Here is a 14781-nt window from a genome sequence, read left to right on the forward strand (position 1 = left end):
TCATTTATCCTAAAAGTAGACATGAAAAAGGCACCTAGATTTTTTCTAGATGCCTTCATTTGTTGGTTACTAACTTCACTACTAATTCCACAAAACATGGCTTCTGTGTTCACGCTATTCTATATAAACAATCTTGATTTTTTAATTTTTATTAGGTATCAAATTTTAAAATTTTGTTGTTTGTAGTCCCATAGAAAAAAGTTATTTTCCTTCAACACATAGGCTGACTCCACTATTGGTCTCAACAATAATACTAGTTTTATCATAAAGATAAAGTTTCGACCCTGTAGGAAATACATTACTTGAGTAATTTTCACTTCCTTCATCTACTGACTTGGATCCAGAATTATATGATTTTTTTACTTCTCCTATCAAGGTAAAATCTTTTAGACTAATATCCTCTAGATCTTTGGACCAATAATAAATTTTGTCTTCTACTTTTACCATAGGTTTATAATTAGCATCAATATCATCTTTACTTGTATTCTTTGCTATATATATTCCTCCTATTACAGTAATTAGTAATAATATAGAAGCAAAGATTTTTTTATATCTACCATCCATAAATTGTCGAACTCCATACAAACTTGCCACCATTTACAGATATACTCTTACTTGATATGGACATACTGACATAACTAGCATTCCAAGGATTCCATACAGAATACGTGTTGCTTCTTGTGTTGTAACCTCTTAAGACAAGGGCATGATTTGCTTTTTTGTATGTCCCTGTCCCATAACAACTGAGATATATTGATTTGTTAGAATTAATTTGCTTCTTTACTGAATCTAGACTTAAAGTTCCTGTACTTTCTGATGGATATGACTTTTTATTATTAGCATATTTAATTAGTTGCTTATGTGAAATAGATTTTTTCTTTAAATCGGCATAACTAACATTTGGATAGAAATATCTCATTATATTGATTGCATAAATCTTTCCTTTTCCTCTTTGTCTTAAAATTTGAGCACCAGCAAAAGCCGAACACCAAGATTGATCCCCTTGAGTTTCTGCTAGATCTAAATCAATATATTTACTACTTGAAGACCTTGGTGCATAAACCATATTATCTAGTCTATAGCTATCCTCTAAGTTTTCGATTTCCATTATATTTACTGCATTTTTTGAAGGAATTTCAGTCTCATTATATAATTTTGAATCACTAGATACTTCCAGTTCAGGATAAAAAGTCAACTGTATTTCTTTACCCGAAATAGTTGCAAAGACATTTCCCTTCACTGTATATAAAAAAGCAGGTGATTCGAGACTTGTAAGTTCAGAAATTTGATTTAAGCCATCAGAAAAATCCTTTGACAGAGTCCATCCTAATTCTCCTTCGAAATCCGATACAGCCATCAATGCTACTATTTTATTATCTATTATGATTGGTATATATGTTGATTCGTTTAAATTAAATGGTTTCCCAAATGAAATCATGTCTTCCAAAACAAATCCATCTAGAGATATTACATCTTTTAAAGCCATTAGCACGTTCTCTTTTTCGCTATTAGCATATGTAATATGATTCTCATTAACCTTATCGGAAACTAAATATAATTCTTTTACATCCGGTTGCTCACCTTCATTAGCTGCAATAGACCTCGACGATAAAACTGGTAGCATCATTACTAATGCTATCACTAATGTTAACAACCTCTTCATCCTAGAACCTCCTTTATTCATTTGTTTTTTGTAATTGATGCTTTCATCCTTCTTTTTCTAATCTCCTAGATTACGCTATTTAGTACTATTTCTACCTTATAGAATTTAGATACTTCATGTTTTAACTACCAATCTTAATCTAAAACCAAAATATCATCTTCTCAATCACCATTCTTATACCTTTGTGGATTTAAATATACCATTTAATTTCCTCCTGCACCTTCATGACACTGCTCACACTCAAACTTATCAAAACCAAATAATGTATAAACACATGTGTCTAGTTTGTTTGCAATTTCTATTCCTACTGAAATTGTGGCTTGAGCCTCTCCACGTTCCAAAAGACTAATAAATTGTCTTGTTACACTAAGCCCATCAGCTAATTGTTCTTGGGTTAATTCTTTTTCTTTCCTAATTTTTCTTATACTATTTTCCAAAGTATTTTGAACCTACCTATCTAACATTCTTAATTTAACTCTATTATAATATATTTCTTTTTATATTGCAAATATATTTGCATTGTTATTAAAACTTATCAAAGTCTTCTTGTGTAGCCACTTCCTTATATTTATAATCATCGTTATTCTTTTCTGTGAACATATCATTTACAAGTCCAATTGTTAGTAGGAATAAATCAGAAACAGAAAGACCTAATTCTACAGCCCTTAATAGAAACAAGGGTGTAGTCATTGGTCTTTCTGTTGGTCTTACTTTTTTTAGGAACTTCTTCTGACTTTATGTTTAGCCCCCATAATTCAATTATTTGAGGCAGAATTTTAAGACTCATTTAGAACTTTGTTGGAATCCGATTTTTCCATCAAAACATTAGTTCTAAAAGTTCTGGAATAAGAGCGATTTCTAAGTCTCCGTCATATCCCATGTTTTTCTCAGTTAAGGCTGTTTCAATTTTACCGAGTGCAATCCTACTTTTATAATCTGTTATGTTATTATCTATACATCAATACTACAATCTCCACATATAGCACCATTATACAATCTATTTACATATGACAAAAAAATAAAGGCAGTCCGAAGACTGCCGATATTTACCTCTCTGTACCCTTGCTATGGTCTTTCTTATTTGACTTCACTTTGTCATCTGTCTTAAAGCTTTTTATTTGCCCTAATATGGACTTTTTATCCTTGTCTTGACTCTTTACTTGTTCTTTCGCTTTTAAGAGCTTAGAAGATAAAATACGGACATTCTTATGTTCCTTTCCGTTGTTGTCAATGCTTGTTTTTACTTGACCAAATATTTTAACAAAATCTCCTTGTTTTAGGTTCTCTAAATCTTTTGTCTTATCTCCATAGGCTGAACAATTGGTATAAATTTTATTCCCATCGTCATCTTTTGAAACAAGAGAAAAATTACTTACTTTAAATTTTTCTCCCTTTGCATTTTCTCTTTCAAGATTTTCTAATTTTCCAGCTATATTTCCCAATTTCCTTCTTGTACTAAATAAGGAGAGCCTTTCGCCCTCCTCTACCTCTCTTGTCCTTTTCATTTTTTTCTTAGTTTTTTTAGTTTCCTTAATCTTTCTACTGTGTCTTCTATTTTATCTTAAATTCCTTTTGACTCTTGTCTTATTTGTTCTAATTTTTTCATATATAACCCCTTTCTTTAAAATAAAAAAGAGATAACCTCCTTGTTATCTCTGTATACAAAGCTTGATTAATACTAGCCCTATGATTTATCGATTATATTACCTATTCTTTTTATTTATGTGAATATCAATAATACATAACAAATAGTATATGAATAGAGCTATTCCTACAGGTGTCTCTATCCCTGTTTTGGAATAATTTTCTGATAACACGAATAAATAGATGGGAACATCCCTATCACTCCACCAATTATTAGTCTCTTTGACAATAAGAATCCTGCAAACACAAATAATATTTCCACTAATATTACAGACATCTCTAAAGATTTTGTCCCTAGAAAAATAGATGCCCATATCAAAAAAATAGGAATATCAAAGCTAGGAAAAAATATATACCTTTTCTTATTTTCATAACAACCATCCTTTTTAATGATACTATCCACCTATGGCTCAAACTATTAATTTAAGTATTTTTAGTTTTTACGCAAAAAGCTTAACTACGAAACATGTAGAACCTGATTTTTTATAGTTTAAATCTGTAACAATAGCTAAAGCTTAGAATATTTTTCTTGTCTCAAATACACATTATCTATTATCACTTTTAATAAAAAAGAATAGTTATCTATATAAGGAGGCTTTAATAACTTAGAATCTAATTCTAAGTTTTGCTTAATTCTTTGGAATTAAAAGGCTCTTATTCTTTAGCTTAGCTAAAGAATAAGAGCCCTTTTCCTGCGACAATTAATACTCACATGAGTATGTCACTGATGATCCTGAATGAGTAACCTCTTGATTAGACCATGTTCCAGCTGGCTTTGAAGGTCCAACATGTACTCCATTGCCATTCCTAATCTTAGCATAATGATTAGCACCACTATGATTAGCATAACAAGTATCTTCTTTTATTAAGAATGTGTTAAACCCGTATTCTAGAGTAGCATTCCCATATTTTGCAGTCTTTGACCAATCATTAACAAATTGACCTGAGTATGTTCTAGACAAACTACCTGCCATTACTGGAGATGCTGTTAGCACACCTAAGATAACCGTTAATGCTAGCATATGGATAAATCCTTTAGCTTTTTTATTCATTTTCTTCCCTCCTTTCTATAATATTTTATACTAGGTCTTAATTAGATTCTATTTCCTCTAACAAGACCGTCATATACTCTTTTAATTTACTCTCTTTCTTTTCTAACAACTTCAAAGCTATTTCTTCTTCAAGTTCATCAAGAGTACTTTTATCTGCTAGATATCTAAATTGGTCATCTACATAAAATAAGTAATTGGTATTATTCTCCTTATTGTATAATATTATACCGATTTCAGATTCATTTTTCAATAGTGTTTTAGGCCAAAAAACTATTTGAACATCTTCTTCATAGTCGCTTATGGCATAGTTCCCAATAAAGCTTGGATATTGGGGAGGATGATAAGAGATAATATACTCCTCAAATTCTTTATAGTAATTTTTAACACCCTGTTCATAACCGCTTACTTTTGGAAACTTTGAGTAATTTATATACCATAAGAGATGAAATACCAAAACTATAATTAAGATAGTTGAAATAAATTTAGATAAAACTTTTCTATCTTTAAATTTCATTGAGATTCACTCTTTTCTCTACTTTACTCTTAAAATATTCGTCGTGTGTTACAATGATAATTGTCTTTCCGATATCATTTAACTGCTTTAAAATCTCAAATATCTTTTCCGCATTTTTTCTATCTAGAGACCCAGTTGGCTCGTCTGCAAGTATGTATTTGCATTTCTTTAAATACAACCTAGCCATAGCGACCCTCTGTTGTTCACCACCAGATAAAGTATATACCTTACTGTTTTTTTTATCATCTAGACCTACCATTTTTAATGCAGAATCTATACTTACATCCGTACGATCTTCTTTTCTTATAAGCTTTAGATTTTCTTCCACTGTTTTGCTTTCTACTAACACGAAATTCTGAAAGATAAACCCAAGTTTTTTCCTGAATAAATCGAGTTTATCCTTTTTAGTTTCAATTGGTTTTCCTTCAAATAGGATTTCTCCTTCTTGATATGGCTCTAGTTGACCGATCATATTTAATAAGGTAGTTTTCCCTGTCCCGCTATCACCAGTGATACAAAGGAAATCCCCATCATTAATTATTAAATTGAAGTTTTTGAACAATACATGCTCATCAAAGTTCTTACATAAATTCTTTATCTCTATCACTTTTATTGACCTCCTTTTATTATATGAGCAAGAAGTATCTCTTCATTACTCTTTACTTGTATCATAGTATACATTATTTCCAATGCTATCAATACTATCGCAAGAATCATAAACACTTCCAAGCTAAAAACAGATAGACGTATATAAATAAGGCAACTGATCAATAAGCTGATAAGTACAGTCAATGCTTGAGTTGATAAAAATATTTTATTTTTTTCAAAAATGCTATAGCCAAGAATTGTTTTTAATACAAATTCTTTACGACGCAAAAAGTACTGCATTCTTATTATAAAAGCTAAAATCAAAAAGTTTAAGCCTAAAAATAGCAGGTTCATAAATAATAACATTGCCGTATTACGTCGTATATTATTCAACTCAAATGTAAACACTTCATATATGTTTGTTCGTTTTGCTATTTGATTTTCTAACTGAAACTTCTCAATTAGTTCTTCATATTCTTTCCCACTTAAATCATAGGGTGTTGAATAGGCATAATAGAGCCTAGCATCCGCATTTTTGATTGAAATCCCCATGTTTCTTGTTTCTAAAATTACTAGAGGAGACTCTAATAGAACACTTCGGAGCAAACTGTTGGTATCATTGATTGCTATAATTTCTATCTTGTCCTTATATTGTACGTAATCAATTTTACTATTGGAGGGATAGTATAGCTCTAGAACTCTTTCTATCTCCTCCTTTGTATAATCAGATAAATCCGATTGGTAAAAAACAGCTAAGTCTGTTCCTTCTTTTAAGTCATGGAGAGGTAGCTGAATCTCTTGCTCCTCTAATGCTTTTTTATTTACTAATATGGATTCCAGCCCACCTAAATTTCTTGAAAAATTAAACATCAACATTGAACGTTCATAATATTTGTCGTTTAAGTATTTATGAAGGAGGGCTGTATCGTCGGTATTATCTATATCTTTACCCAAGGAATTATCAAGTCGGTAATTTAATTGATAGTAGGAATATTCTTTATGATTTTCAAAAAAAGGTTTCTGTTTAGCATAGTCTAACCCATCTTTTATAATCAATCCATTGCTGTACATTAACTGTATTAAAATCAATAGGACAAGAACTCGTACTCCGTATGAAATCTTTACTACAGTATCATTGTTTTCTGCACGAATCCCAGTTTTTTCAATTTTATTTGCTGTTCTTATATAGAGTAGCAAGGCCAGCAATAACTGTAAACTATATGCAACAGCTAAATAGTATCTTATGTATTCTAAGTAATAGAATCTCTTTATAAAAAGGTATAGGATAGCTGTAATCATACCCAAAATTAGCTGATCTTTTAAAAATAATTTCAAATTGCTTTTTACTATATCCACACCTTGTATAAGCTTTATATAGTTTTCTTTTTTGCTAATTTGTAGTTCGAATGTAGTTATAAAAATGAGGACAAGATAAACAATTGACAGCACGAGAAGAGTTGTGTTTCTCAATGTATTGGATTTTCCATAGTAATTTGGGAATCCTCCCCCGTATTGATCGATAAGTTCTTTTTTAAACTCTCTTATTTGGGTTAAATCTTCGACATCATTGGTGAAGAACAATACTTTTAAGGAATCTACATTCTCTAGTTCTTTCCAGTCATGGAATATAACCTCTGCTTCACCTGCTACTAGGCTATTATAAGCACCTTTTTTATTAAATGTTTTTTGAAGTTTTTTAAGCCCAATTTCATTACCATAGATATGATACTCTTTTCGTTTTTCTTTAGGTAACTTGTTTTCTAAAGAAAAAATTCCTAAATTATATTTTTCTGCTGTGTCTACAAAATCTTTTTTTGCAACACTTAAATCCTCTACTTGATTAACAGCAAAAGTACAGTTAATATAATCCTCAGAAAAGCTATCTAAATTATAAACATATAATTCTCCTAAAATCATGAAAGAAATGATTACGCATAAGCTATATACTATAATTTTTATTTTTCTCATGACATCGACTCCCCTTTTAATTTAATCCTTTATTATATTATACTCTGTTTTCTGAGAATAATCACTCCTTTCTTCATTCTTATAATTGTATTCAAGTTTCTATAATCTAATTACTTATATTATTTAACTATGGTATTTTTTATTTCCTCTTTAATTTAATTACAACATTAACTATAAGTTATTTTCTATTACTTGATATATCACTTTAAATGAGCAAAAAAATAAAGGCAGTCCGAAGACTGCCGATATTTATCTCTCTGCACCTTTGCTATGGTCTTTCTTGTTTGATTTAGCTTTGTCATCTGTCTTAAAGCTTTTTATTTGCCCTATTATGGACTTTTTATCTTTATCTTGACTCTTTACTTGTTCTTTTGCTTTTAAGAGCTTAGAAGACAAAATACGGACATTTTTATGTTCCTTCCCGTTGTTATCAATGCTTGTTTTTACTTGACCAAATATTTTAACAAAATCACCTTGTTTAAGGTTCTCTAAATCTTTTGTCTTATCTCCATAGGCTGAACAATTCGTATAAATTTTATTTCCATCGTCATCTTTTGAAACAATTGAAAAGTTACTTACCTTGAACTTTTCTCCATTAGCATTTTCTCGTTCAAGATTTTCTACTTTGCCAGCTATATTACCCACGAGATTTATGAGGTCGTCTTTTTCTTCAAGTTCATTGGTATTTTCAACAATCTTACCTTGTTCTTTCATATCATCAATCATATAGTCAAAGTCATCGCTTAGTAGACCTGTTGTGTCATTGTTCATATATAAAACATAGACTTCTTCAAGTGCCTTTTCATCATTAAGACCCTTTTCTATACTCACAAGTGCTTTTATAAAGTCCTTGTAGTTATCATTCATCATTTCTTCTAAGTTTTCTCTAATATCTTTGTATTCCATAATTTCCTCCTTGTACTAAATAAGGAGAGCCTTTCGCTCTCCTCTATCTTTCTTGTCCTTTTTCACTTTTTTCTTGATTTTTATCTTTTTCTTCTTCCGATTTGAATTTTGATATTTGTCCCAATATTGATGGTTTCTCTTCCCTCGCCTGAAGATTATCCTCTACATCATAAGTTGATTCAAAGTAATCACTATCTTTAAAATCATTGTCATACCTATCTGGTATTCCGTCATTATCAAGATCTTTTGCTATTGGGTCATAGAAGTTTCCGTCATCATCTATTTCTAGTCCTAGAGCTTGTTTTAAATCTTCTTCATCTACTGATACCAGATCATCAAAACTTGACATTTTTATGGCTTCAGTCATATCTTTGATGGCTTGTGAATTAGATATATCTTCCTCTACAAAAGATTCTGTTCTAATAGCTACATTATCTACATACTGAGTCCATGTTTTTTCTTCCAAATTTACCTCATATTGAATAGAATGCTTGCCATCAGGTGTTTCTGTATAGGCAAGTCCTATATGACTTAAATCAGGGTATAGTTTGTCGAAGTCTTCATAGCTATTAGATTCTGAAAACTCATAATTAGAATAATCAACTATCGCCCTCTTTAAATCTTCTAATAATGGCGATTGGTTTTCTAATTCTTCTACTTCTCCCATATCTAAAAGTTTATTAATCTCAGCTAGTCTTAGTGTCTTATCCCTTAACTCATCTGCTTTTTCAAATGGTTTAGTTAATTCTAATTTGGCATTTTCTAAAGATTCTTTATAGTTTTCAAGATTTTGATTTAACCTCTCAAGTCTTGAAGGCATTTTTTCAATGGCATTATCAAGCCTTGTTATATTTCCATCAGTAGAGTTTGAAAACTCTCCAAAGTATTCTGCTTTTCCTAGGAGTTTAAAAGTGTGAGTATTAGTCATAAAGTTATATGAAACTTGTAAGTCTAAATTTCTATATTTACCAATGACCTTACTATCATTTATCTTTACCTTTTTTATTTCTTCTAATAGCTTCTCTCCAGCTTCTTTCTTATCTAAAATTTTATTTGTCCCTAGACTGATTGAAGTAAATTTGCTATCTCCTTCTCCTAATTTCTCAACATTTGCAATATCTTCTTTAACTGCTTGTATTTCCATTTCAGTTTTTAAAATACTTTGAGGATAAATTTTATTTACCTTGTCTTCAAGCTTATATTTATTAGACTTGTAGTTTGCTTCAAGCATTTTTAGTTTTGTAACTTCGTTATCTAAATCCATTTTTTCTTTAATTAGAGGATTGCCAGTAGCCAAAGCCTTAATCTCTGAATAAGATAGACTTGCTTCATCAACATCTTCAGCAACACGCACAGGTGTCTTGTTTGTCATAATTTGGGAGATGAATTTCTGCTTATTCTCTATCGTCTGCCACAAATAGGCGTCAAAGGTATTTTCTGTTACATATCTAAAGATATTAACTCTATCATTTTCATTACCTTGACGAACAATTCTACCACTTCTTTGCTCCAAATCAGACGGTCTCCAAGGGACATCTAAATCGTGTAAGGCTATTAATTTATTTTGTACATTTGTACCTGCTCCCATTTTTTGAGTAGAGCCTAATAATACTCTTACTTCTCCTCTTCTTACCTTAGAGAACAATTCATCTTTTTGTTTGTCTGTATCTGCTTCGTGGATAAAGGCTATTTCTTCTTTTGGTATTCCCATATTTACTAGCTTATTTCTAATATCATCATAGATATTAAATTCTCCATCTCCTTTTGGTGTAGACATATCCGAAAATACTAATTGGGTCGATGAATTTTCTTTTGTCTTATCCCAGATCGAAAAGATATTTTTCACACATACATTTACCTTTGAATTAGGATCATCTGGAAGTAGTGGATTTATTAATCTTTGGTCAAGGGCAAGTTTTTTACCATCATTTGTAATCTTTAACATATTATCTTCTGTTGGCTCGACTTGGTTATTTCTAACTGCATCAGCTCTTTCTGAAATAGCTTCTAATATTTCTTTTTGTTCCTCAGTAGGTTTTGTTTTAATAACTTCAAAATTTGCTTCTGGAACTGGCAAATTTAACATATCTGAAGTCTTTATATCTGCTACTTCTTTGAACATAGACATCAATTCTGGCAAGTTATAAAACTTTGAAAATCTTGTCTTTTGCCTATATCCAGTACCTTCTGGAGATAATTCAAAGGTGTTTTCTGTTTCTCCAAAAGTAGAAGCCCAAGCGTCAAAATGTTCTAATCCTCTTGCCTTTAAATCATCATACTGAAGGTATCTTTGCATGGTATAAAGCTCTGTCATTGAATTTGATATTGGTGTACCAGTAGCAAATACAACTCCTTTTCCATCTGTCATTTCGTCCATATACCTACATTTCATATACATATCTGAAGACTTAAAGGCTTCACTCTGACCGATACCCGCAACATTTCTCATCTTGGTATGCAAGAATAAGTTTTTGTAATTATGAGCTTCGTCTATAAATAACTTATCTACTCCTAGTTCTTCAAAGGTTATTACATCATCTTTTTTAAAATCATCATTTAGTTTTTCAAGTCTTACTAAGAGTTTCTTCTTTGTCTTTTCTAGTTGTTTAACTGTGAAATTTTCTCCTCTATTTCTTTTATTCTCGTCAATAAAGGAAACTATATCATCTATTTGGTCCTGTATATGTCTTACCTGATATTCCTTGGACATTGGTATTTTTTCAAATTGAGAGTGTCCTATGATGACTGCATCATATTCTCCCGTTGCAATCCTACCAATAAATCTTTTTCTATTTTTAGGTTGGAAGTCTTTTTTATCGGCCACCATAATGTTTGCTGATGGATATAATTGCATAAACTCTCTACCAATTTGAGTGGTTAAATGGTTAGGAACTACAAATAATGACTTACTTGCAAGTCCTAACTTTTTAGATTCCATAGCAGAAGCTACCATTTCAAAAGTTTTTCCTGCTCCCACTACATGGGCAAGTAGTGTATTTCCACCATAAAGAGTCCTTGCTATGGCATTTTTTTGATGTTCTCGTAGTCTGATTCTAGTATTCATTCCATCAAAAGTTAAGTTAGAACCATCAAATTCTCTATTTCTAATTGAATTGAATTTTTCATTATAAATCTTTTCTAGCCTATATCTTCTATCAGGATCTTCAAATATCCAATTCTTAAATTCTTCTTTAATCAGTTCTTGCTTTTGACTTGCAAGCATAGTTTCTTTTTTATTCAATACAGAAGTCTTAGAACCATCATCGTTTATTACTTGGTCAAATACCTTCGTATCTTTTAGATTAAGAGCATTTTCAATTAGCTTATAGGCATTGACTCTACTTGTACCATAAGTCATGTTAGCAAGGTCATTAGTTGAGTCAACACTTTTACCTTCAATATTCCATTCACTTGTATGTGGTGAGAACCTAACATTTATATTCCACCTATCATAACCTGGTGTTTTTAAAAGATTAAAAGTAAAGTCTTCTATATCTTTTTGAGGTATCCAAGTTGCTCCTAACCTTACATTTATATCAGAAGCACTGAGTTCTTCAGGCATAACTTCCTGTAATTTTTCTCTTTGATATTTGAGCTTGCCTAACTCATTTAATAGTGTGTCTTTCTTTTCAGAAGGTGCTAAATCTATTACATTTTCAATTTCTCCGATATATGAATTGAGATAACCAATCTTTTCTCTGATATTACCACTTAAATATTCATCAGCCGATACATATGAAAAATGAAATGGATCGTCATTATTAAAGTTTTCAAAGGGCATTCTGTTATTTATTAGGTCTGTGTCCTTAATGTCTAAAAATATTTCGCCTTCAAGTTCACCAATTAAGGTGTCCCTATCTTTATTAGTGATAAATTCCATATATTCAAAATCTACATATCCTTTTTGTGAAACAGATAAGACTAAAGCTTCAAGGGAAGTATCTACATGGTCTACTACCCTTGCCTTTGTTATTGTTCTTTTTGAGAATATATCACTCTTAGCTTTGAAATTATCCTCATCATCAAGTATTTCTATTGATGATACCAAAGGAAAGTTTGAGTCTTCCTTTAAGGCTCTAGTGTTTGATAAGGAGTTAATAAAGCCATGTTTCTTTGAAAAGTTATCATAGACTTCATTTAACTTTGCTTGTGATTCTTTTATTTCTTCATCAGAAAAATCGTCCTTTTGTTTTTCTATTACATCTTTTAAAGCATTCATTACATCAAGATAATCTTTTATTTTTTCTTTATTTTTATCTGATATATTCTGCTTAATTAAGACTGAGTTTTCTCTTAGGTAGACCTCTTCATCAATAATAGTGTAGGAAAAATTCTTAACATCGTCTGTTGCTGGAAGACTTAATTCTTCATCTTCCAATAGTTCGACCTCTTCATATTTTGAATTTAAAGATATTTCCTTACTTGCAAAATCCATTAAGTCTTTTAACTTCTCATCTTCTCTTTCATCACAAGTTATAGTATTTCCAAATCTACCAGATACTTCTTTCATATCCCCTAATACCATCTGAGGATTATCTACAAAGTATTTATTGTAGGTCAAACCCTTTTTATCAGTTGTTAGGTGTATCCAATCGTCATCTCTTTCTATAACTGAATCTCTCTTTTTTAAGAAAATAATATCTGAAGTAACTTCTGTACCAGCAAGTCCTTTAAATGTTGTATTAGGTAGCCTCATAGCTCCTAAAAACTCACATCTTGCATTAATATATTTTCTAACAGATTCATCTTTTTTATCCATAGTTCCAGATGAAGTTATGAAGGCAATAATTCCTCCATTTCTAACCTTATCTATTGACTTTGCAAAAAAATAATCGTGAATCAGAAAATTATTTCTGTTATATTCACGATCGTTAACTTTAAAATCTCCAAAGGGAACATTTCCTATTACCAAATCAAAGAAATTATTTGAGAAGTTTGTTTCTTCAAAGCCTTTAATTTGAATATTAGCTTCAGGATAAAGTTCCCTTGCTATTCTTCCGCTAAGACTATCTTTTTCTATTCCATAGACTTTAGAGTTTCGTATTTCACTTGGCATATTACCAATGAAGTTACCGACTCCTGCAGATGGTTCAAGGATATTCCCAGTCTTAAATCCCATATCTGTTAGGGTCTTATATATTCCATCCATTACTTCTCTAGGTGTATAAAAGGATGTTAAAGTAGACTCTTTAGCATTCAAATACTCATCATTTGTTAAATTTTCTTTTAAAATATTTCTTGCTTCAAGCCATTGTCCTCCCTTTTCTTCATCAAAGACATCGGCAAGACCACCCCAACCTAGATAATCAGCAAGATAGGCTTGTTCATACTCTCTTGGACTCCTATTTTCATTTTCAAGTCTTTTTAGCATTTTAATAGCTTTGATATTTTTATCTAGTCTTTCTGATGGTGTTAGGTATTCTGAGTAGATATGATTTTTCAAGTCATAATTTCTAGCAAAACTTAGCCTTTCCTTATTAGGTTCATAGCCTAGATTCTTTAAATCTTCTTTTCCCCTCAATAAGTTTTCGGCTGCTTGTCTTGGCACATTGTATCTATCCATCATTTGGTCAATTTCAGGATTGTGGTTATCAATAAAGCTTTCTTGCTCTACTTGTATTTCAATTTGTTTTTCATGCTCAGATAACTTGTATATCTCATAGTTTCCACTATCTAAAAGGTCATCAATCTTTCTACTATCTTCAAATGTTTCACCCTTATATAAAGGAAATTCTTCACCATTAACTTCTACTTTAGTTCCAGTTTCAATCAAGTTAATTCCATCAAAGATCTTCTCATCTTCGAAAATAAATTCCTTACCAACCTTTACTGCTAGTTTTTCTGATGTTTGACTTAGATTTTCAAAGATTTCTTCAAGGTATGAATCGTTTCTATATGGAATTACTTCCGAACCCCTAATCATACCTCCCATATATTCCGTATTATCTCTAATGGTTACAGTTTTAAGTCCTCCACTTAGTTCATCAAAATCTGTAATAGTAAAGTCCTTATCTTTATATCTAACCTGATCGCCTATCTTAAATTTAGGCTCTATATTTTCCTTAGCTTCTTCTTGTAAAGATTTTTCCTCACTTAGTGCAACTTGTTCTTCTAAATATGAAAATTCACGCTCATTTACTTCTTGACCATCACCAAGGTCAATCCTATAATGCTCGACAACTTCTCCGTCTACATAGTGGTCAAAATAGAATTTGAAATATCCGATATAATCATCAGTCATTTCTCCAAATTCATTTTCTCCCAGAGTTTGATTATGGTCTTTAACATCAATATCCTTTTGTTTTAAGACATTAATTAAGTCTTTAGTTACTATCTGCCCACTATAATCGGGAACTAATTCATGGTTTTCATTAAATTCTACAATCCAATAGTCTTTTCTTTTTTCAATGTTGTTGCCATCAAAAAAAGAAGCTTCATCAGCTTCC

9 protein-coding genes and 2 pseudogenes are annotated in these 14781 nt (G+C 31.0%); all 11 read right to left on the reverse strand.

Annotation, left to right across the window (positions count from 1 at the left end):
- Positions 1 to 201: 201 nt before the first annotated feature.
- Positions 202 to 564, reverse strand: a complete 363-nt coding sequence (locus AB9Q04_RS00390) for a hypothetical protein (RefSeq protein WP_410023425.1) — start codon at positions 562 to 564, stop codon at positions 202 to 204.
- On the reverse strand, positions 554 to 1663 hold the full coding sequence (locus AB9Q04_RS00395) for a C47 family peptidase (RefSeq protein ID WP_410023426.1): 1110 nt from the start codon (positions 1661 to 1663) through the stop codon (positions 554 to 556). Before AB9Q04_RS00395 ends, AB9Q04_RS00390 begins: the two co-directional genes overlap by 11 nt.
- A gap of 203 nt (positions 1664 to 1866) precedes the next feature.
- Positions 1867 to 2100: a helix-turn-helix transcriptional regulator gene (locus AB9Q04_RS00400; protein WP_410023427.1), complete on the reverse strand. Its 234-nt coding sequence runs from the start codon at positions 2098 to 2100 to the stop codon at positions 1867 to 1869.
- An 88-nt stretch (positions 2101 to 2188) separates the two neighbouring features.
- On the reverse strand, positions 2189 to 2353 hold the full coding sequence (locus tag AB9Q04_RS00405; RefSeq protein WP_410023428.1) for a hypothetical protein: 165 nt from the start codon (positions 2351 to 2353) through the stop codon (positions 2189 to 2191).
- Positions 2354 to 2709: 356 nt separating this feature from the next.
- Positions 2710 to 3105, reverse strand: a pseudogene (locus AB9Q04_RS00410) (hypothetical protein); the annotation flags it as partial.
- Positions 3106 to 4008: 903 nt separating this feature from the next.
- Positions 4009 to 4329, reverse strand: a complete 321-nt coding sequence (locus tag AB9Q04_RS00415; protein ID WP_410023429.1) for a mediterrocin family bacteriocin — start codon at positions 4327 to 4329, stop codon at positions 4009 to 4011.
- A 67-nt stretch (positions 4330 to 4396) separates the two neighbouring features.
- Positions 4397 to 4873 carry a hypothetical protein gene (locus AB9Q04_RS00420; protein ID WP_019191915.1) on the reverse strand — a complete coding sequence of 159 codons (477 nt, stop codon included), beginning with the start codon at positions 4871 to 4873 and terminating at the stop codon, positions 4397 to 4399.
- Entirely contained in the window at positions 4863 to 5480 is a 618-nt protein-coding gene (locus tag AB9Q04_RS00425; RefSeq protein WP_463049193.1) for an ABC transporter ATP-binding protein, read from the reverse strand. Before AB9Q04_RS00425 ends, AB9Q04_RS00420 begins: the two co-directional genes overlap by 11 nt.
- Before the next feature lie 2 nt (positions 5481 to 5482).
- Positions 5483 to 7429, reverse strand: coding sequence for a hypothetical protein (locus AB9Q04_RS00430; RefSeq protein ID WP_410023430.1), 1947 nt, complete (start codon positions 7427 to 7429; stop codon positions 5483 to 5485).
- A gap of 249 nt (positions 7430 to 7678) precedes the next feature.
- Positions 7679 to 8335 (reverse strand): DNA-binding protein, encoded by a 657-nt coding sequence (locus AB9Q04_RS00435; protein ID WP_410023431.1) that lies wholly within the window; start codon positions 8333 to 8335, stop codon positions 7679 to 7681.
- 43 nt (positions 8336 to 8378) lie between these two features.
- A pseudogene (locus AB9Q04_RS00440) lies at positions 8379 to 14216 on the reverse strand (helicase-related protein); the annotation flags it as partial.
- Positions 14217 to 14781: the final 565 nt, after the last annotated feature.

Source organism: Anaerococcus groningensis (genome assembly GCF_046365465.1).
Lineage (GTDB): Bacteria > Bacillota > Clostridia > Tissierellales > Peptoniphilaceae > Anaerococcus > Anaerococcus groningensis.